Source organism: Providencia sp. PROV236, assembly GCF_033676985.1.
Taxonomy (GTDB): Bacteria; Pseudomonadota; Gammaproteobacteria; order Enterobacterales; family Enterobacteriaceae; genus Providencia; species Providencia manganoxydans.
Window position 1 is genome coordinate 2,369,938 of the sequence record NZ_CP096297.1, and the last position, 20,766, is coordinate 2,390,703.

General features: G+C 37.2%; 15 protein-coding genes. 6 read left to right on the forward strand and 9 right to left on the reverse strand.

The genetic code is table 11. The annotated features are described in order from the left end of the window. The first annotated feature begins 10 nt into the window (after window positions 1-10). The 3 genes from M1E96_RS10540 to M1E96_RS10550 are packed head-to-tail and all read left to right on the forward strand — an operon-like array spanning window position 11 to window position 4,000. Entirely contained in the window at window positions 11-682 is a 672-nt protein-coding gene (locus tag M1E96_RS10540; protein ID WP_272579797.1) for a molecular chaperone, read from the forward strand. Then, window positions 675-3,143, forward strand: a complete 2,469-nt coding sequence (locus tag M1E96_RS10545) for a fimbria/pilus outer membrane usher protein (protein ID WP_369426992.1) — start codon at window positions 675-677, stop codon at window positions 3,141-3,143. The genes M1E96_RS10540 and M1E96_RS10545 overlap by 8 nt, the downstream gene beginning before the upstream one ends. Next, on the forward strand, window positions 3,140-4,000 hold the full coding sequence (locus M1E96_RS10550; RefSeq protein ID WP_369426993.1) for a fimbrial protein: 861 nt from the start codon (window positions 3,140-3,142) through the stop codon (window positions 3,998-4,000). Before M1E96_RS10545 ends, M1E96_RS10550 begins: the two co-directional genes overlap by 4 nt. 23 nt (window positions 4,001-4,023) lie before the next feature. Here M1E96_RS10550 and M1E96_RS10555 read toward each other — a convergent pair. The 5 genes from M1E96_RS10555 to M1E96_RS10575 form a co-directional block, all read right to left on the reverse strand. Next, window positions 4,024-5,234 (reverse strand): IS3 family transposase gene (locus M1E96_RS10555; protein WP_319069321.1). Its coding sequence is split into 2 segments (ribosomal slippage): window positions 4,024-4,886 and window positions 4,886-5,234, totalling 1,212 coding nucleotides; the frame shifts between segments, so codons are not numbered across the junction. Between the two features lie 220 nt (window positions 5,235-5,454). Continuing rightward, window positions 5,455-9,354, reverse strand: a complete 3,900-nt coding sequence (gene hrpA, locus M1E96_RS10560; RefSeq protein WP_272579795.1) for an ATP-dependent RNA helicase HrpA — start codon at window positions 9,352-9,354, stop codon at window positions 5,455-5,457. A gap of 113 nt (window positions 9,355-9,467) precedes the next feature. After that, on the reverse strand, window positions 9,468-9,794 hold the full coding sequence (locus M1E96_RS10565) for a YdbL family protein (RefSeq protein WP_070928620.1): 327 nt from the start codon (window positions 9,792-9,794) through the stop codon (window positions 9,468-9,470). Continuing rightward, on the reverse strand, window positions 9,791-9,964 hold the full coding sequence (locus tag M1E96_RS10570; RefSeq protein ID WP_139158679.1) for a YnbE family lipoprotein: 174 nt from the start codon (window positions 9,962-9,964) through the stop codon (window positions 9,791-9,793). The genes M1E96_RS10565 and M1E96_RS10570 overlap by 4 nt, the downstream gene beginning before the upstream one ends. 49 nt (window positions 9,965-10,013) lie before the next feature. Next, the gene (locus M1E96_RS10575; protein ID WP_272579794.1) at window positions 10,014-12,602 is read right to left on the reverse strand and encodes a YdbH family protein; all 2,589 of its coding nucleotides are present in this window, start codon (window positions 12,600-12,602) and stop codon (window positions 10,014-10,016) included. 214 nt (window positions 12,603-12,816) lie between these two features. Here M1E96_RS10575 and M1E96_RS10580 point away from each other — a divergent pair, with 214 nt between their 5' ends. Both M1E96_RS10580 and M1E96_RS10585 read left to right on the forward strand, forming a co-directional pair. Beyond that, window positions 12,817-13,815, forward strand: a complete 999-nt coding sequence (locus M1E96_RS10580; protein WP_070928625.1) for a 2-hydroxyacid dehydrogenase — start codon at window positions 12,817-12,819, stop codon at window positions 13,813-13,815. Window positions 13,816-13,830: 15 nt separating this feature from the next. Beyond that, entirely contained in the window at window positions 13,831-14,268 is a 438-nt protein-coding gene (locus tag M1E96_RS10585; RefSeq protein ID WP_369426994.1) for an META domain-containing protein, read from the forward strand. An 86-nt stretch (window positions 14,269-14,354) separates the two neighbouring features. Here M1E96_RS10585 and grxB read toward each other — a convergent pair whose 3' ends face one another. Then, the gene (gene grxB, locus M1E96_RS10590; protein WP_272579792.1) at window positions 14,355-14,993 is read right to left on the reverse strand and encodes a glutaredoxin 2; all 639 of its coding nucleotides are present in this window, start codon (window positions 14,991-14,993) and stop codon (window positions 14,355-14,357) included. Between the two features lie 1,136 nt (window positions 14,994-16,129). On the opposite strand from grxB, the gene M1E96_RS10595 reads away from it, so the two are divergent. Next, window positions 16,130-16,438, forward strand: coding sequence for a helix-turn-helix domain-containing protein (locus M1E96_RS10595; RefSeq protein ID WP_140180178.1), 309 nt, complete (start codon window positions 16,130-16,132; stop codon window positions 16,436-16,438). A gap of 207 nt (window positions 16,439-16,645) precedes the next feature. Here M1E96_RS10595 and M1E96_RS10600 read toward each other — a convergent pair whose 3' ends face one another. Genes M1E96_RS10600 through M1E96_RS10610 form a run of 3 tightly spaced genes read right to left on the reverse strand, consistent with a single transcriptional unit; the run spans window position 16,646 to window position 20,761 of the window. Then, the gene (locus tag M1E96_RS10600) at window positions 16,646-17,263 is read right to left on the reverse strand and encodes a fimbrial protein (protein WP_070929586.1); all 618 of its coding nucleotides are present in this window, start codon (window positions 17,261-17,263) and stop codon (window positions 16,646-16,648) included. Between the two features lie 13 nt (window positions 17,264-17,276). Then, window positions 17,277-18,284 (reverse strand): fimbrial protein, encoded by a 1,008-nt coding sequence (locus M1E96_RS10605; RefSeq protein WP_140187752.1) that lies wholly within the window; start codon window positions 18,282-18,284, stop codon window positions 17,277-17,279. Further along, window positions 18,275-20,761, reverse strand: coding sequence for a fimbria/pilus outer membrane usher protein (locus M1E96_RS10610; RefSeq protein ID WP_272579790.1), 2,487 nt, complete (start codon window positions 20,759-20,761; stop codon window positions 18,275-18,277). Before M1E96_RS10610 ends, M1E96_RS10605 begins: the two co-directional genes overlap by 10 nt. Window positions 20,762-20,766: the final 5 nt, after the last annotated feature.

A 20,766-nucleotide genomic window follows, 5' to 3' on the forward strand; every position in this document is an offset into this window, starting at 1 on the left:
CTTATTTATTATGAAAAATATATTATTGATTTTATTTTTTATAACTTTTAATTGTTATAGTGGTATCGTAATTAATGGCACGCGTTTTATTTATTCACAAAATGAACGTGAAATTGCCTTATCTATAGAGAATCCAGAGGAAAATACAACCTATCTTATCCAATCATGGATTGAAAAAGAAAACTATAAAACTAATGATTTTATACTCACTCCCCCATTATTTAAACTAAATCCCCAAGCAATAAATAAGTTAAGAATAATAAAAACTAAACCATCACTTCAAGATAATAAAGAAACACTATATTGGCTACATATTAAATCATTACCCTCTCTTAGTGAAAATATTGAAAACAGTCTTCATATTGTTGTGAAATCAAGTTTTAAACTTTTTTATCGTCCTGAATCATTAAGTAAAACTGCCGACTCTGCCTTTAAAAAATTATTATTCAATTACCGAAACCACTCTCTAACTGCGAAGAACCCAACAGGTCATTACATTACACTTAGGGAGTTGAGGATTGATGGTATTGATATCACTGACCCAGGAATGATTGCTCCTTTTAGTGAATTATCATGGGAAATTCCCATTTCCAAGCCTAACACTGTATATTGGAATGCATTAAATGACTATGGTGGGAAAACACAATTAACATCACAAAAACTATTATTAAACAATGAATAAAAATAAAATATCTCTATTACTAGCAATAATAATTTCCTTTTCTACTCAAGCAGAACATTTTAACTTAGAAGCTCTAGATCACATTGAAAATACAAATGAAGTAGAAAATATATTATTCCATTTAGATAATCAACCCGAAGGGTTTTATTCTGTTGATATTGTTATTAACAACCAAAAATCATTCACAGAAAACATTCAGTTTAAACGTATGAAAAATCGATTATCCCCAACGTTTACTAAAAAACATCTTATACGTATGGGCTTAACTAACCATATTATTAATACTCTGTTTTCTATTAATAATGATATCACGAGTAATAATCTAGAAACAGTTATTGATGGTTATTCTGATTATTTTGATTTTAATCATTTAGTATTGAATATCAATATACCACAAATATACCTCAATCAGTTGCCTTATGGAAATGAGGGGCAAGAACATTGGGATCATGGAATAACATCCGCCTTCATTGAATATGATATTTCTGGTAGTCACAATACAAATAATAAACTAAAAAAAAACAACCATATTAATCTCTCACTACAAAATGGCTTTAATTATCTTGGTTGGCGATTACGTAACAACTTTACCTATTCACAAGAAAATAAATGGCAATTTTATAACACCACCTTGTCTTATCCACTTGCTTTATTAAAAAGTCAATTAATTATAGGTGAGTATTATCTAGCTTCATCATTTTTTATGCCCTTCACATTTAAAGGGATATCACTATCAAATGATGAGTTAATGTATCCTGATTATGATTCTTATTTTTCTCCTATTTTACAAGGCATTAATTATAGTCCATCCCAAGTAACCGTGACACAAAATAATATTGTTATTTATAATGAGCACTTACCTGCTGGTCCTTTTACATTAAATAGATTAAAACCTCTTAGCCATAAAGGTTTTTTTGAAATGACGATCACTGAAACCAATGGTAAAGTACGTAAATATCTTTACCCATACTCATCTACTCCATTAATGATAAAGTCAGGCCAATTTCGTTATGCTTTAAATAGTGGAAAAACCACAGAAAAACAAGGAACATTAACACCCTATTTTATTCATGGTGAAATAAAATATGGAATTAATAATCACTTAACAACCTATACAGGCGCAATTCTGTCATCGCCTTTTAAATCTTTAACCGTAGGAGGTTCATTTACTAACTATTTAGGCGATTTTACTCTTGATTGGAGCCATGCATATAGTCATAAGGAGCGTTCAAATACCTATCAGATAGAATATTCGCGAACATTTGTTTCAACAGGTAGCGATATTTCGTTCAGTACACAATGGATAGATAACCCGAAAATTCGCCAAATATCTGATGTGATCAAAAGAATGCCACCTTATTATCCCCATTACCCCCAACAAACATTTAAGCTACATATATCACAGCCTATTAGCCATTATGGTAATTTATCATTATCAGCTTCCCAACAGAAATTTGCTAATACCGATAATTATCATTGGTTATACAATATTGGCTATTCTGGAAATATTCACGAATATAATTTTAGTCTCAATTACCAATCGAATTACTCTTTTATTGATAAAAAGAGTGAACATGCCATCTCCGCTGCTCTGATTATTCCAATTAGTGCTTGGTTACCCAATACACATTTTAGCTATCAAACTCAGTTCATTCAAAATAGTTATCATAATCATCAAGTGACTCTAACAGGAACAACTGAGGGTGATCATTTCATGGCCTATACCTTACAACATAACTACCGTAACCCTCTTTGTTGCTCAACATCAGCTCCCAATTCAGAAACACGCGTTTATACCCAATACCAACATCATCAATTTTCGTTGAACGCAGGTTATGGTTATAACCAACACCATCAAATTAACTATGGCTTACACAGCGCCATTGTGGCTCACCCTTATGGGGTGACATTCACTCCTAGTCGAGGCGATACGGCCGCTCTGATCATTGTACCTGAAACTAAAAATGTTCATTTAGATCATCATACAAACAATATTACTGACAGTGCGGGGCATACTATCGTTAATTACCTTCAACCATATCGGAGAAATAGTTTTGCTATTGATACGCAGACTTTACCTTTAGAAGCTGAAATTGATGATAGTAATCAATCTATTCTGCCGACGAAAGGCGCCCTAGTTGCTGTTCATTTCCCCGTGAAACTTGGTAAACGTGTATTTTTTACCATCCAACTTACTGATGGTTCACTTGCACCATTTGGTGCCATCGCCAGCTTAAGTACTAAAGACGTTATTGATACAAAAACAGATATCAATGTTGGGATTATTAGTGACATGGGGCAAGTTTACTTAAGTGGGCTTGAATCCTCAGGTACTATTAAATTGAAATGGGGAGAACAACAATCTCAACAATGTGAGTTTGAATATCAATTATTAGCGTCGCACTTTGATCAAGGGTTTTACCACCTACCCGCCATATGTCAACGTAAGGAAGCTTTATGACAATATTAAATTCTCGTTTATGGATTGGTTGTATTTTAGTCTCAAAAAGCGTTTATGCATCACAATGCCAGTATGAGCCCAACTTTACTCCACATCATAATTCTCTCTCCCTCGGTGATGTCATCATACCTCACCGACTCCCAGCAGGATCGGTGATCAAAGAAATTACACTTAATGAGATTGATCAATACCCACCGATGGTAAGTTGCCCGACACCAACTAGCGCTCAATGGGATAATAGTCTGTTTCCTTTATTATCAGAGCAACACCACGCAACACATCAAACTAATATTGATGGTATTGGTATTCGTTTTATTCCCCAAGAACACACGTTTAGTCATGCTAAGCTCCCTTTTATCAATCATTCACCCTACTTTTGCGACAACACTTCATATCGTTATCGCTATTGTGGGAATGCATTTAGAGGGATCCGAGTTCAATTAATTAAAACCAAGTCATCTACAGGCTCTGGTGAACTCGATTCACATCAATTAATTGCTGCTTCAATAGGTAATTTGATCGTGCAAAGTTATCGTTTTCTCAACACTCGAATTATTACCCCAAGCTGTGAATTACAAGAAAAACATAAGCGCGTCAAAATGAATAAAGTTAAGCAAAGCCAATTTCGAGGCGTCGGTAGCCACTCATCACCGATCCCCTTTTACTTAACTTTAAACTGTAATGGCGCAACAGCTGTTGGTGCTATTTTTAGTGGACGATCTGCGGGTTACTTTGATGATTCAGTGATAGCACTAGACAACCGTTCGGACAGTGCTGAAGGTATTGGCCTACAAATCCTTTTTGAAGGTCAAGCAATTCCCCTAAATAAGCCATTCCATTTAGGAACTAGTGACTAGTCCTGATATAGGTTGACAACTTTTCAGGTATAAAATGCTCGATGAACCTCATCGGGCGTTTTATAGTTTAATGATAAATGAGGTCGCCTTTCATTATAAATCTGTATTGATTCTTCAACCAACCTCCTAGCCTGTTCTAAATTTCTCGGCTTTATTAACAAATATTCCATTTTTAATATCCCATTGACTCGCTCTGCTAATGCATTTTGATAACAGTCATAGCCATCCGTCATAGAACATTGAATATTATGTTTTTTATGGATTTCCTGATATTCCGACGAACAGTATTGTAAGCCTCGATCTGAATGATGGATCAAGGTCGTGGTTGAACTTCGTTTTTTTAATGCTTGTACAAATGATTTCTTGACGGCTTTTGTTTTCATATTGTCATCAAGATGATAACCCACTATTTTTCGCGAATAAGCATCGGTGATCAGACTTAAATAAGTATCTCCTTCGTGTGTGGATAAATACGTAATATCAGCAACCCACAGTTGCTCCGGTTGTGAAGGGATAAACCCTGATTTAATTAAATTTGGATGTCGATGAAATCGATGATGACTCAATGTTGTTCGATGATATGACCGCTTATTAGGCACTAATAAGCGATGTTCTCTCAACAAAGAAAATAATCGGTCACGACCAATAATTAATTGTTTTTGTTTCAAAAGAAAGTGTAATTTTCTCACCCCAAGCCTAGGGTGAACTGTTCGCTCAGATTTCACAGCACAAACAATAATTGCATCTAATTTTTTCCGCTTATCAGACGTATCTTGACGTTTGTAATAGGCTTGCCGAGTGATTTTCATAAAACGACAAGCTTTGGTTACGGTGAGTTTTTCAACCGTTTTTTCCTTAATAACTCGGCTTTGCGCTTTTTTGAGAGGCGAACTCCAAAATCCCTATCCATCACTTTGACAACCGCCTCAAAAAAATCAGCTTTGAGCTGCATCTCCTCAAGCTCTTTTTCAAGGGCTTTAATGCGTTGTTCAGGTGTTTGTTGCTCCGAGGTTTGGTTCATAGCAGCACCTTTATAAAGAGTATTGGGCGTACCTTCCGACCAATCTAATCTACCATGCTTACGTAACCAAACCAAAACAGTTGAACGCCCCTGTATGCCATATCGATATTGAGCTTGTTTATAGGTGAGCTCGCCTTTTTCTACTTGGTCAACAACCGCCAGTTTAAAGGCAAGAGAATAATCACGTTGAGTTCGTTTACCTATTGGTTTCATTACACTCTCCAATTTTAGATTGGAAAAGTGTCAACTTTATTTAGGACCGGTCATAGTTTTGATAAAAGCCCCTATGCCGTCTATTTCTCCGCGCAATATACCCAAACTCAACCTCATATTCGTGCTGGCAAGGCTAATGCAACAGCAACACTACAAATTATTTACCCATAAACGCGAAGCCCTCGCGATAAAACGAGGGCTCACAGGCTTATACTAATCATTAAAGGGATTGGCTCAAGCTTTCCATTGCTTGAATAATCCGTTTATCTGAGATTGGATATGGTGTTCCTAATTGCTGCGCAAATAAACTAATACGCAATTCTTCTATCATCCAGCGAATTTCTTGAACTTCAGGTAGCTTCAACTGCGCTGGTGTTAGCTTGGCTTTCCATTGCTGCCACATATTCGTCACGTGCTCAACTTTACTTAATTGAGCACGGTCTCTATTTGGATCTATCGCTAACTTTTCTAATCTACGTTCAATTCCATTTAAGTACCGTAACACATCAGCTAAGCGCTTCCAGCCATGCTCGGTGACAAAGCCTTTAAAGACTAAACCTGACATTTGTGCTTTTATGTCAGAAAGTGCCATTGCCATTGAAAAATCAACGCGACCTTTCAAACGCTTATTAATAGCAAATACAGCGGTGAGAATTTGTTCAACCTGTTTAGCAATATGAACAACCGCATCATTCAACTCAGCACGGACAAAATCTTGCAGCTGATTAAAACCCTCTTCTGACCATACTGGTCCGCCATAGCTATCAATAAGTTGGTCAATACCACAAGCGATACAGTCATCAATTAATTCTAATACTTTACCATAAGGGTTAAAGTACAAACCGAGTTTAGATTTATTCGGTAACTTCTCATGTAAATATTTAATTGGCGATGGAATATTTAGTAATAGTAATCGGCGAACACCTGCCCACATTGCTTGTTGTTGTTCAAACTCAGTTTCAAATACTCGGATCCCAACACTATTTTTTTCATCAACTAATGCAGGGTAAGCTTTGACTGAATATCCGCCACGTTTTTGTTCATAACGCTGCGGTAGCTCACCGAAACTCCATATATGTAAGCCACTTTGTTCTATACCATCATCAACCACTTCCGAAAGTGTTTCTTGCACTTTCTCTTTCAAGCTATTTTTTAATACATCAAGGTCTTGTCCTTCGGCGATGGTTTTATTCTTTTCACCAACCACACGGAAAGTCATTTTTAAATGAATAGGTAACTGTTCTAACTGCCAAGCTTCACGATCAACGGTGACTCCCGTCATTCTGCGCAATTCACGCTCTAGCTTATCTAAAATGCTACCGTCGGGTACTGGTACTCGCTCAAGAAATGCTTCGGCATAGTTTGGCGCAGGTACAAAATTACGTCGTATGGGTTTTGGTAAAGACTTAATTAACGCAACAACCAGCTCTTGTCGCAAGCCCGGTACTTGCCAATCAAAACCTGAATTTTGTACCTGATTCAAAATAGCTAAAGGAATATGTACCGTTACACCATCTGCATCAGTGCCCGGCTCGAATTGATAACTTAAACGGAATTTTAACTCACCTTGGTGCCAATAATTAGGATAATCCAGCGTGGAAACATTCGCCGCATCTTCTTTAATCAACATGTTTTTTTCAAAACTAAGCAGATCAGGTTGCAGCTTAGATGCTGATTTCCACCAGCTATCAAAATGACGAGCAGAAATGACATCATTTGGAATACGCTGATCATAAAAGGCAAATAAGGTCTCATCATCAACCAAAATATCACGACGACGTGATTTATGTTCTAAGTCCTCAACTTCAGCAAGTAGTTTATGGTTTTCTCTAAAAAATGCATGACGAGTAACCCAATCCCCTTCCACTAAGGCGTGGCGAATAAATAACTCACGGCATAATAATGGATCTATCGTACTATAGTTAACTTGTCGCGCTGTAACGATTGCTAAACCATATAACGTCACTTTTTCTGATGCCATCACAGCACCTTGCGACTTAGACCAATGAGGTTCACTGTAATGGTGTTTGACCAAATGTTCCGCTAGCGGCTCAATCCATTCAGGTTCAATTGATGCAGCAACTCTTCCCCACAATTTTGTTGTTTCCACAAGCTCCGCAACCATTGCCCATTTAGGTGGTTTTTTGAATAATCCAGAGCCTGGAAAAATAGTAAATCGTGCATTTCTAGCGCCTGTAAATTCTGGTTTTTCTACATCTTTTTGGCCAATATGGGAGAGTAACCCCGCCAGTAATGATGTGTGGATCCCGCGAAAATCAGCTGCGACGCTATTAATCGCGAAGCCCTGTTCTTTAATGACTTGTCGTAGTTGGGTGTAAAGATCTTGCCATTCACGGATCCGCAAATAATTCAGGAAGTCTTGACGACACATTTTACGAAATTGGGCGTTAGATAACTCTTCTTGCTGCTCTTTTAAATAGTTCCATAGATTGAGAAACGCCAAAAAATCAGATTGTTTGTCATGAAAACGACGATGTTTTTCATCCGAAGCCTGCTGTTTATCCAATGGACGTTCACGCGGATCTTGAATCGATAGAGCAGAAACAATCACCATGGTTTCACGTACTGCACCATGCTTTCTTGCTTCAATTACCATTCGAGCCAAACGAGGATCCACAGGTAATTGGGCTAATTGGCGACCAATATCTGTGAGTGTATAACCTCGCTCTGTTTGTTTATGTGGTTTAATACCACCTAACTCTTCTAATAGTTTTACACCATCCTGAATATTGCGTTTATCTGGCGCTTCGACAAATGGAAACGCAGCAATATCCCCTAGACCAATTGAGGTCATCTGTAAAATAACTGAGGCTAGATTAGTTCTTAAAATTTCAGGATCGGTGAATTCTGGGCGGCTTAGGAAATCTTCTTCTGAATACAAACGAATACAGATACCATCTGATACACGCCCACAGCGCCCTTTGCGCTGGTTAGCCGATGCTTGAGAAATAGGTTCAACCGGCAAACGTTGTACTTTGGTTCTAAAGCTATAACGGCTGATCCGCGCATACCCAGTATCAATAACATATTTAATACCGGGTACAGTGAGTGATGTTTCTGCGACATTCGTCGCTAAAATGATACGTCGCCCACCGTGAGGTTGGAATATGCGGTTTTGCTCACTATTAGATAAACGAGCAAACAGCGGTAGGATCTCAGTATGACGTAACTGCAATTTTGTTAATGCATCTGCGGTATCGCGGATCTCGCGCTCACCACTCATGAAAATAAGAATGTCACCCGCACTTTCTTGCCCAAGTTCATTCACTGCATCTATGATGCCATCTATCTGGTCTCGCTCGCTATCATTATCATCCCCCATAATTGGGCGATAACGAACTTCAACAGGGTAAGTACGACCAGACACCTCAACGATTGGCGCTTGATTAAAATGACGTGAGAACCTTTCAGGATCGATAGTCGCAGAGGTAATGATCACCTTTAAATCGGGACGTTTTGGTAATAACTGGCGAAGGTAACCTAAGATGAAATCAATATTCAAGCTACGTTCATGCGCTTCATCAATAATAATCGTATCGTATTGCAACAATAATTTATCGTTTTGTAATTCTGCCAGCAAAATACCGTCAGTCATTAATTTGACTTGGGTATTATCACCGACTTGGTCATTAAAACGAACTTTATAGCCGACAATGGTACCTATTTCGCTTTCAAGTTCCTGAGCCAAACGCGTAGCGACTGCCCGAGCAGCCAAACGTCTTGGCTGAGTATGACCAATAAATCCTTTAATACCTCGCCCAAGCTCCAGACAGATTTTAGGTATCTGCGTCGTTTTTCCTGATCCGGTTTCACCGGCAATAATCACGACTTGATGTTGTTTTATCGCATCATAAATAACTTGTTTCTTTTGGCTAACAGGTAAATTTTCTGGATAGATAATTTTGGCTGGATTTAGCAGTTTATTGGCTATTTTTTGCTTAGCTGTTTCAATATCTATTTTAATCGTATTTAATACCGCGGCGCGTGACTTTTCATTAGTAATTTTAGTCATCCCATGGAGGCGCTTTTTTAGCAACCACTGATCACGCAATGAAGTTTGTCCAATATCAGCTTCTAGAGCTGTCAGTATGGATTTCACTTGTTAAATCCTTATTATTTATATTATTTCTATAATTGAGCAAGTTTGAGCGCATCTATTCACAGTCAAAATGTATCAATATTGTTTAATCAACAAATGATTTCATATAGCGACTATTTTTTCTTAAGCCATTGCCCATTAATACCGCGAACATATTCGCCACTACCGGCTCGCTCAACTAACTTTTGTCCCGCAATTCTACCAACATCTTTAGTCTGTAGGTTATTTTTTGCTGCTATTTCACTGTATTTAATTTCACGTTCGCGATTTATATCATCCACCAATTGAGTCACTGTAGAATTATTGGTGTTAACCACCGCTAAATAACCTGACAATGTTTCGCCAACTAAGCCTTGATCTTTCGCTTCATCAACCGTTAGTGCGTAAGCAGAGAATGTGAATAAGCTAGATAAGAGCAGTACTCGAAAAAAATATTTCATTGCGTATCCACCTTACCAAAAAGGTCACTGTTTTCTTTAAGTAGATCTTCAACCTGTCTATCTGCTTTGATCTGTATTTCATGTTCAATCTTAACATTCATATTGATATTAATAGGCTTATCAGGTGTCGCAACCTCGACCCTTAAGCACCCTGTCAGCATCATACTCATTAACGTGAATGCGCATAGATTTAAAGTTTTCACTTTTATTCCTTTTCCTTTAGAGGTTCTTTTCTAACCATTCTTCCAAGTTGCTACCAAAACGTAAGCTACGCCACAGCTGAAAAATGTTCTCTTCGTGTGTATAGTTTAAGTGAACTTCACGTTTTTTAGACTCTTGTGAATTAAAACCTTGAATGATCGTTTTCATCGTTAATAGGCCTAAATTAGTGATGTTGACATCAGTGCGACTGCGTGAAATTTCTAGGTATTGTAACCAGCCCATCGCTGAACCCGCAGAAATATTATCTTTCTTAATCGATTCAACAAATTGAGTATCAAGGCGTAAAGCAAGCGGGCCGCTATTTTCCATCCAACCATTGCGTACAATCCATTCGGGATTATTCAGATAAAAAGGCAATTCACCATCAACTTTGCCTGAAGCGGCAAACTGCGTAACTTTCAATATAGTAAATAGTCTGCTCAATTCAATTTGATGTAATCGAATGGTCGCGGGCTGTTTTTGAGGCCAACGTAATAAATCTAGGCTAACCTCTCCTCCAAGCATCTTAAACCCTACATTGCTCAGTTTTAAGGGTTTTATCTCTGTCGGTGGATAGGTTCCTGATAAATCAGCACGAATTTCGGTTAATTCAAACAAGTTGGTTAGCTGTTTTATGCGTAACTTTACTGGTGATTTTTCACCTAACGTCCAAGTACTATCTTGCAACTTCCAAGGTAAAACAAAATTTAGGCCACTAACCTCACCATCTTTAAGCCACAATCCAGTATTTTCCACTCGCCAGTGCCCACCCGCGATAAATCCTGTTTCTGGATCAATGGAAAATGCTGCCTGCGAAAATAATTTACCCTCTCGCAAGGTTATCCCAAGATCGCTAGGTATCAAGGTCTGAAATGCACTAACTGACTGCTCTGGCCAACGTGCTTGCCCTCTAAAACGTTCACCATCCCAACGGCTAAAAATCACAATTGGCCCGACTTCTTTCGTGCTTAAATCCGCTTTCAATAGAAAATCAGCAGGTGATTTCCCATTAAGCGCTGCATTGGTGGTAATTTTAGGTAAATAACTCGCAGAACCAAATTGCATACGATCGCTGGTGAGCTGTAATTCGCCTTGAAAATGCTCTTTAATTGGATCACGCTGCCACAATAAAGGTTTCGTTAAAATTAGGCGGGTAGCCTTCATCGAAAGTAACCCATATTTGATCTGATCAAAACCTGTATTCAATGTATTCAGAGTAATTAAGGTATCTTGCCAGCTACCTTGACCTTTTATATCCCAATTTGCGGCTAGTGAAGGTAAATGAGCATTTCCCCAGTAATTCCAAAACCACTTACCTTGGTCAGGCGTAAATTTGTTCGCTTTCCCATCTAAATGAATAGCAAAACTCCCCCAATACTGCTCTTTTACTTTCAAAATAGCTTGTAGGCGCCCAGAAATACCTTCAGCACTCAGCATTGTTCCAGCTAATGGCAAGCGAGCCTCTTGTAAAAGTAACGTTGGCGATACTCGACCGTAAGCTCTTAAGAGTGAGCCAGAACGAAATGAAATAGCCGGAGCAACAATCGGCCCTGTAATTTGAGAAGGCAAATGAATATCCAAGATCATATCATCATATTTCAGCTGCCCATTTAGCCCAAACGTAATCGCGGTCTCAAGTAAATTAATTTTATTTTCAGGAAGCGTTAGCACAATGTTTGCTTTCCCTTTTTTACCCTCGGTCACCATATTTGTGCGGCCACTGATGACCATATCAGCAATATCTGCCTGCCAATTTTTTATTTGGAATGCTATGCCACCATGTAATGGAATACCACTTTCTTCCCATTGCCAGCGTCCATCGACAACACGAAAAACATTTGCATCAAATTGCCAAGGTAAATGTGCAATCTCATCCCCCGTACTTTTATCATAAAGGGAAATACTCCCCTGCTTATCTTGCCAATGTAATTTAGCTTGTAACAATTTTGCAGGTTGAGATAAAACAAATTCCGCATCTAGCACACCTGTAGAAGGAAGCTCATCGGTGGTTAACGGCAAACTCAATTCACCATTGAGATAAAGACGTTGTTCTTGATCTGGCAATTGCACAGAAAAACGTTCAATCACTAGCTGATTAGTTGGCGTGATATAAGCGGATAAATCAACATTTTCACCATTATAATCTAGTGCTAGTGAAGCCCCTTTACGATTATGTAACCAAAAACTTCCTTGATATTGCCCCCAAGGAGAGACTTCTACGTTTTCAATTACAACAGAAAATGCAGGGAGACTATCAATAATATCAATAATTGAAATGGGTGAGTCATCAGTATGTTCATTTTTCGATAATTGGCTAAGGCATTGGTTATCCTCAGACAGTGTTTTCACCAATAAATGCATGGGAAAAAGAGAAAAACGACTATCTTTAGCATCAAACCACAAGCAATTACCCACTTTCAGTTGTATGTTAGCAACCAGTAGCTGCTGGTTGTTCAAAATAGGTTGGCTTAATGACAACGTCACATTCTCAGGTAGATAAACTTTAGCGACAACAGGAAGCCAACGGGTTACCGTTACCCATAAAACTGATAAGAGCACTAAGCACCCGATCACGCTTAACAATAAATATTTCAGTGCCCTTTTCATTAAACTGCGTCCTTGTTTTCGTGTTGACTAATATTGTTTATCTCTAAACGACTATTATTAAGAGTCAAAGTTTAATAACTCATTATTTTCCGTATTTTTTTGGTGATTTACAGTAATAATTATCTTATTCTGATTTAAGTTTTGGTAGCTACCGGCTTTTACTACCTTATTATTTTTTGTTTTGGTTCCTAAAATAGTACACGGAGTTCCTTAGATGAAAATCGTTTCTTATAGTACTAAGCAGTATGATCGCAAACATATGGATCAAGTCAATCAAGGATCCGCTTTTGATTTTAATATCGAATACTTTGATTTTCCATTAACCGTACAAACTGCAAAAAATGCTGTTGGGGCTGATGCTGTTTGTATTTTTGTTAATGATGATGCCAGCCGTGAGGTTTTAGAAGAGCTAGCGGCACTGAATATTCATATTTTAGCTTTACGCTGCGCAGGGTTTAACAATGTTGATTTAGTGGCCGCGGAAGAACTCGGGATCCAAGTCGTTCGCGTACCAGCCTACTCACCCGAAGCTGTTGCAGAACATGCTGTGGGCATGATGTTATGCCTTAACCGCCGTATTCACCGCGCTTATCAACGTACTCGTGACGCAAACTTCTCTCTAGAAGGTTTGACCGGTTTTAACATGCATAACCGTACGGCTGGTATTATTGGTACAGGTAAAATTGGTCAAGCAGCACTACGGATCCTAAAAGGGTTTGGCATGCGCTTACTGGCACATGACCCATACCCAAATCAAGCTGTTCTCGATTTAGGTGCAGAATACGTTGATTTAGACACATTATATAAAAACTCTGATGTCATTTCACTACACTGCCCTTTAACACCTGAAAATCACCATTTATTAGATGAACAAGCGTTTAAAAAGATGAAAGATGGTGTCATGATCATCAATACTAGTCGAGGTGCGTTAATTGATTCAGTTGCTGCAATCAATGCTCTAAAAGCACAAAAAATAGGTTCTCTTGGTATGGATGTTTATGAAAATGAACGTGAACTATTTTTTGAAGATAAATCAAATGATGTGATCCAAGATGATATTTTTCGCCGCCTTTCATCATGCCACAACGTATTATTCACAGGCCATCAGGCATTTTTGACCGATGAAGCATTAACTAGTATTAGTGAAACAACATTAGGGAATATCCGCCAATTAGCCCGTGGTGACACTTGTCCTAATATAGTCAAATCCTAACAGAGACTGGAAATAATGAAACGGATTATTCCTTTAATGTTACTAGGATTTTTATTAACCACTTGCCAAACTGCAAAGGTCAGCGCAGATAATAATGATTACGTGACTGAGCAACAACTCATTCATCACAGTTTTGTGTTGACTGAAATGGACGGCAATACCATTACGGGTAAAGTTGGCGTGCCAACACTCTCTTTCGGTGAAAAAATGTTTATTTCGGCAACAATGTGCAATGATTTTTATGGCATGGGACGCATCAGCGACTCCGTTCTGATAGTTAAACACTTATCCAAAACCGAACTAGAGTGCGTTGATGAAGATTTATCGAAGTGGGATAAGTTAATTAAACGAATGCTAACTGATGGCTCAGTGGTTTCCTATCATGGTAAAAAGCTAATTTTGACTCAAGGTAGAAATAAGCTGGTATACACACTACGCGATTATATTAATTAAATCTATTACTTATCATTAGTGTAAAGACGACAAAAATCCCATTATAAAGAAATAATGGGATTTTAACCATTTGAATAATCAGAAAATTATTTGGCTTGGTCAAATAACAAACTCACCCCTGTTATTTTCGCAATATCTTTCATGTAATTGAGTATTACTGTACTAAATGGGATATCGTTCACAATAGATAAGCTGCGTAATAACGGAAAAATCATGATATCGTCAATATTATAACTGTTTGTCCGTTTTTCTAGCCATATATCAAGGGCATCCATATGAGGTTCTAATTCTACAATCAAGGTATGTGTTTCCTTTAGTAGCATATTCAGATCACCAAATGCCTTTTCTTCTCGCTCAACATACGCGGCTCTAGCCTCTTTCGTACTTAATTCAGGAAATTCAGCCTGAGTAAAACGAGGAACAACTAATTTATATACCGTTTCAGAAACAGCTTGATACCATCTATCAATTTCAGGTGAAACCTCGGACTGAATGATTTTAGGCTCTGCTAACTGATCAACATAATGAACAATATCTAAGCTTTCTGGTAAGTAACTTCCATCCTCTTTTTGTAGAATGGGTAGCATCTTGCGGCCAATCATTTTCGTTGGCGTTGCTTTATCATCTTCCATCAAAAAGATCTGCTCAACGTCAATGTTTTTAAGTCCAAAAATCATTCTGGCTCTAACACAAAATGGGCAATGATCATAAATATAGAGTTTCATTATGGGAACCTCTTTAGTTGAAGAGTTATAGCTATACATTACATTCCGTTACTTTCACTATAGTCTATAATGTGAGAAATTTGTAAAATTTATTGTTTAGCCTAATAATTAATTATCGCTATTAGTTCTATTTCAACAAAAGTTTAATTTAATCGACTCCCCTTACCTATAAATTCAATTAGATTAAAGAAAATTAGATTTTTGTTACAATTTGAAATAATCAAGATTATGATCATAAATATTAAGCTAACCACCACCAAAACAAATCGAGTTAAAACCTTAAAAACAATAAAATTCAAAAGGATACAAACAAATAAAATACAGAAAGGCTATTTTATAGATTAAGTTCCTAGAAACGTATGTTTACATAATTACCCATTTTTCATAATCTAATTCGGTTATACTTAATCTATCCATTTATACTATCAACGAAGCATAAGTAAGCTAGTTATGACAAATTTGCTTTCTTTTAGTGCATTCACATTAATGCTGATCCTGTTACTTATTATAGGAACATATGATGAACTGCTTTATATATTACATTTTTTTATCATAAAAATGTAATAAAATAACGTATTTATACTTAATTAATATACACTAACTCAAATAATAAAATTTACTTAACTTTTTTATAAAATTATTTAGCGGCATCTTAATATACTCAATTTACGTGTATTCTCATTTTATGCTATATTCAAGCTCCTCTTTATTTGATGATTAGCATAATACTATATAGAAAATAATCATTAGTAACTCACATCAATTAACAAAAAAATCTAACTAAGACCTTCCCAAAACGAATTTAAACTAAAATTTAATTCATTATATTTTATTTCATGTAGATACCCATAAAACACTCCTTATATAATATTTTTTATATTTTAATTTTCCCATCATAAAATTAACTGCCAAAAACAAAAATAAAAACCTAAAACATTACATCGCCTCACTATTACATGTGTAAATTATCAGCACCTGATGATTCCAACTAAAAAAATCGCTCATTCCCTTTCAGACATACACAAATTAAATATTGTCGATATTGAAATTAATTGTTTTTTTAATATTTTATATATTGTATAATTTTATTATGCATTAGCATTCACTATAATCCCTTTATCAATCGAGGGTGTCACATGGACATTCATTATTTTATTGGAATCAAGATAAAAGCAAGGCGAAAAGAATTAGGACTCTCGGGTGCTAATTTAGCCAAAATATTAAATATTAGCCAACAGCAAATATCTCGCTATGAAAACGGAATCAACAAAATACCTTTAAATCATCTAGTTAGTATAGCTATCGCCTTAAAGTGCCCTATAGACTGGTTCTTTCAAGGCTGTATTTCTGATGAGGATTATTCAATTCAAGATAGTAATACGGGTATCAAAAATCAAGAGTTAAAATATACAGCAGAAAGCGTTATCATCCATAATAAAATGTAATTTAATATTTTATTTAAAATTATCATAGTTCTCATTACTCTTTTTGAACCATACAATCATACCGTCAAAAATTTGAAATCAAATATAAAAATAACATAGCAAATTGAACGCTATGTTATTTTTATTTTATTATCTAACAATAAAAAACACTCCTAACTATACATTAGAAGTGCTTTATTTATTTTAAATTAAATATTTTTTATATTTTTAATTATACTGTACTTCATAAGTGGCATAACTTGCCATTAAACCTGTTGTCACCGTTTTAGGGGATCCTGTTGTATATCCGATATAATATTGAAATATAGCATCCTTATTATCGGAAACTTTAGGAATGACTTTAAGCTGAGCAGGATCAGCTGGCACAATTTTATTATCTGCATCTAACGTTGTATTATTATTAATCGATAGTGCAAAGTTAATATTTTGAGCTCCATCTGCTAACATATTTTTTAGCAATCCTGATGTTTCAAAATTAGTTTTAGGTACCAAGTAACCATTTGACCACGCTACACTAATTTTATTTAAATCAGCATCAACGACTTCACCATTATGACTAATCGATTGGCACTGTGATAGTTTAATGGTAAACATTTTAGACTTCATATAAGCCCCGCCTTCACTATTATGAATTTCAAATAATGAAATGGGAGCTAGATAAATATTCGCATCACTACCTTGATCATTAACTGAAATCTCACAAGAAATATCAACGACTTTCCCTGCGAAATTGACCAGACCTTCATCATAATTTGCTTCCAACGCAGCGGTAGCATTTGCACAGCTCAATACAGACAGGAGCATTATCAGTAACCAGTTTTTCATTAGGTATCCCCTGTTAGTCATAAGTAATATTGAATAACATTTTAGCTTCGACTTCACCGGCAGAAATTTTTGAGCCAAACTGATAATAACGAGCGATATAATTCATACGAATTTCTTTATCTTGCGCGCTAGTTAACTCACCGACCTTATAAATTTTGCCCCATTCTAACTCTTTGTTCTTATCCGTTAGTACTTGAACACCAATCCCCTGAGCCATAGAATTTTTTGCCGCATTATCTAATACACCTTTATTTATTGGGGTATTAGGTGCTTTGGTTCCACCAAAGGTCATATTCACGGCAATAGAATCAGGGGAAATGCTGATCCCACCATTGCAAAGTAAATTAATTGGGAATTGTTTTTCACCAGCCGTTGTTCCTACACCTCTAAACTCTGTACGATTCACCGGCGGTAAGATCACATCTTGATTTTTACCTGTGGTAATTTTGCAAGAGGGTGACACGATGGTAATGGCATTTGCGTCTAATCGAGTAATTAAAGCAGGCATACCACCAGAAGCAACTTGATAGCCATACCGAGTGTATTCACCTGCATTAATAGTTCCAGAGCCTGTATTTTCTGCAATTTTAATAACTTGTAATTTAAATGTAGATTTAGCTAAGCTCACTGAAAATTTTTGCCAGCGATTACCATTTATTTTATAAACATCCGGGTAAATCATAGAAATAGAACCAATTCTTTCGAATCGCAAACCAATGCCAGGGACGTTGGTGCTATAAACTTTATTAGCGCCTTCAGTCATTCCGATCGCTGTCACAATAGCTTCCATAGGTGTTTGTCCATCACATGACGCGTAAGTTCCAACATTAGATGGCATTGGAAATGGTTGTTCTTTGATAACACTACCGACAGGTAAATCTGGCGAGACAATAACCCTTCCCATTTGCATATTTACAACAACAGGATTTTGATTTATTGCCGTACATGCCGCATATGCGGAGATACTTGATAGCACTGCCACCAGCGCTATCCCATTACGTAAAATCACATTTATCGACATACACTATCCTTACTGGTTCCGGCTTCCAGAGAAAATACGCACTGACCGTTATCCCATTTCACATAAGCATTTTTTGCTTCTTCATTACTAATAAATACTGTACCGCCTTGTCCAACTACACCAATTGATTCGCCTTGCTGGTTAGTCACTTCAGCGCCGAATGGCATTGGTTTTTTATCGAGACGTACAACATTAAAGGTACGATTGCGCTCAACTTTTGTGCCAAATTTTACTTTAACAATACTGCCTTCATATGGAACCACTTGTTCTGCGGTATTATTAAACACAATATCTTCAGGGCTCCCTTTAGGGTCAATTTCAATATTGTTGATGCGATAAGGTCTAACATAAGGTGCTAAAGCATAACCCCCCTTATTCACCCGCACCCCCGGCGCACTTGTAATTGATGCCCCTTCAGCCCCTTCGGCTTCAATCAAAGCCATCGTCGCTGACGTATTTGGTGTAAGAACCACACCGCCCGAATGTATAACGACAGAGCCGTTAGCGCCTAAGCCATATTGCCTATAACCTTGGCCTTGGCTGTAGTTAGCATTGGTATTAACATACGGTGAACGATAACCAGTGTTCATTGCGACACTATACTCACCACCATTTGCTGCCGCAGTGTTGAGCCCGTAAGTCCAGTTATTTTCGTCATCAAATGCACCATTAACCCCAAGCTGAGTAGAGCCAAATTTTTCGTTATTAAACGTTGTATTTGATGTTAGTGTCGTGCTTCGGCTATCACCATAATAAAGAGGAAGATTAATATTTAAGCTAATACGATCATCTTTCTTTCCATTATTATTATTGTCCGAATAAACACGCATAAAGTTAATAGAATAAGAAACTCGTTGAAATTGATTGTTATAGCTAAATTGATATTGCTTTTCCGTTCCTGAACGTTCCCAATAACTAGAGATACGCCCAGTAAAATAAAGTCCCCCAAACCCTTCAGGCAGATTTTGGTTTACCGTATAGCTAAAACCATTCTTTTCGCGCCATCTGTTATTTGCAATACCACGTTTATCATAATCAATTGCATATAATGCATCGTTTACATTGAAGTAATCTTTCGTTGAATAACGATATGCAGCTAGCGAGATATTCGTATCTGTTTCAGTAATTAAACGGTTAAACGTTACTCGGTAACTTTGACCATTATCAGTACGGTGTTTTAATGCTGTTCGTGATTGTGTAACGTCAACTGCAACAGCACCAATACCCGTATTTACACCCGTCCCAATTAAATAGGCTTGATAATCATCAAACGCAGTCACTCCACCATAGAGTGAAAAGGTATTATTTAAGCCATGTTGAATTGTTCCCTGCACAATATACGGGCGATTATGCAAACCATCAGTATCTGATTTCCCCGCAGCGACTTGGTAACGAGTAAACCCTGGGCGTAACAGTTGTGCTAACGATGAATAAGGCACGCTAAAGCTACTTTCACTACCATCTGCTTCTTTCACCGTAACATTTAAATCATTACCGTAACCCGATGGATAAACATCGTTCAATACAAACGGTCCGGGTGGTACTGAGGTTTGATAAATAATGGAACCGTTCTGACTAACCGTCACCAATGCATTACTTTGTGCGACACCACGAATTTCGGGTGCATATGATGTCATTCCATCTGGATACATGCTGTCATCAGTAGCAATTCTTGCCCCGCGTAACCCAATACTGTCAAAAAGATCACCATCCGTATAAAACTGGCCGGCAGTCACTTTTGATTTGATATCAGCAATCGGCTTTTGCAGATAGGTTTGGTTACTGTTCCAACTCGTACTTCCTGAACGCTGCCAACTTAAATTACCAATATGTTTTAGTAACCAGCCATCAACCGATAAACCTGCATTAAGTCCTAAATAAGCACTGGCATCATTTTGACCTTGAGAACCGCTAGTATGGCTATCATAATAATTGGCCATATACGCTAAATTTAACGCAGGAATACCTTTTTCCCAAAATTGCGGAGCGACATAACCACGTGATAAACGCTGCTCGTAAATTTGTGGAACTGAAATATCTAGACGTAGGTTCGAAGAACTGAAAGTATCGTTTACGTCCTTCATTGCATTCCACTCATTCAACGGGGAACAAGTAGACTCTTGCGCATTCAATTGCGGATTTAATTTTTCTGAATTAACGCCAAAATTACTCAACATAGCGGGTGTATAACAGACACCTAATTTGCCATCTTTTTGCTGAACAACATTTAAATCATAGCGACCTTTCCAATTACCGTTAGTATATACATCAACAGAGTACTTACCTTCACTGATTGCAGTCGTGTTGAAGCGTTCTAAATCAACATTATCTTTGCTGCCTACTATGAACCCACTATTAAATTCGTAGGTTGTGCCTTCAGCACTCCATGCATAAAATGTTGGCATCATACATACGGTGACGAAGCAGGTCACAGAGAGTGTATTGCTATATTTATTTATTAACTCTCGCTGTTTCATTTTTC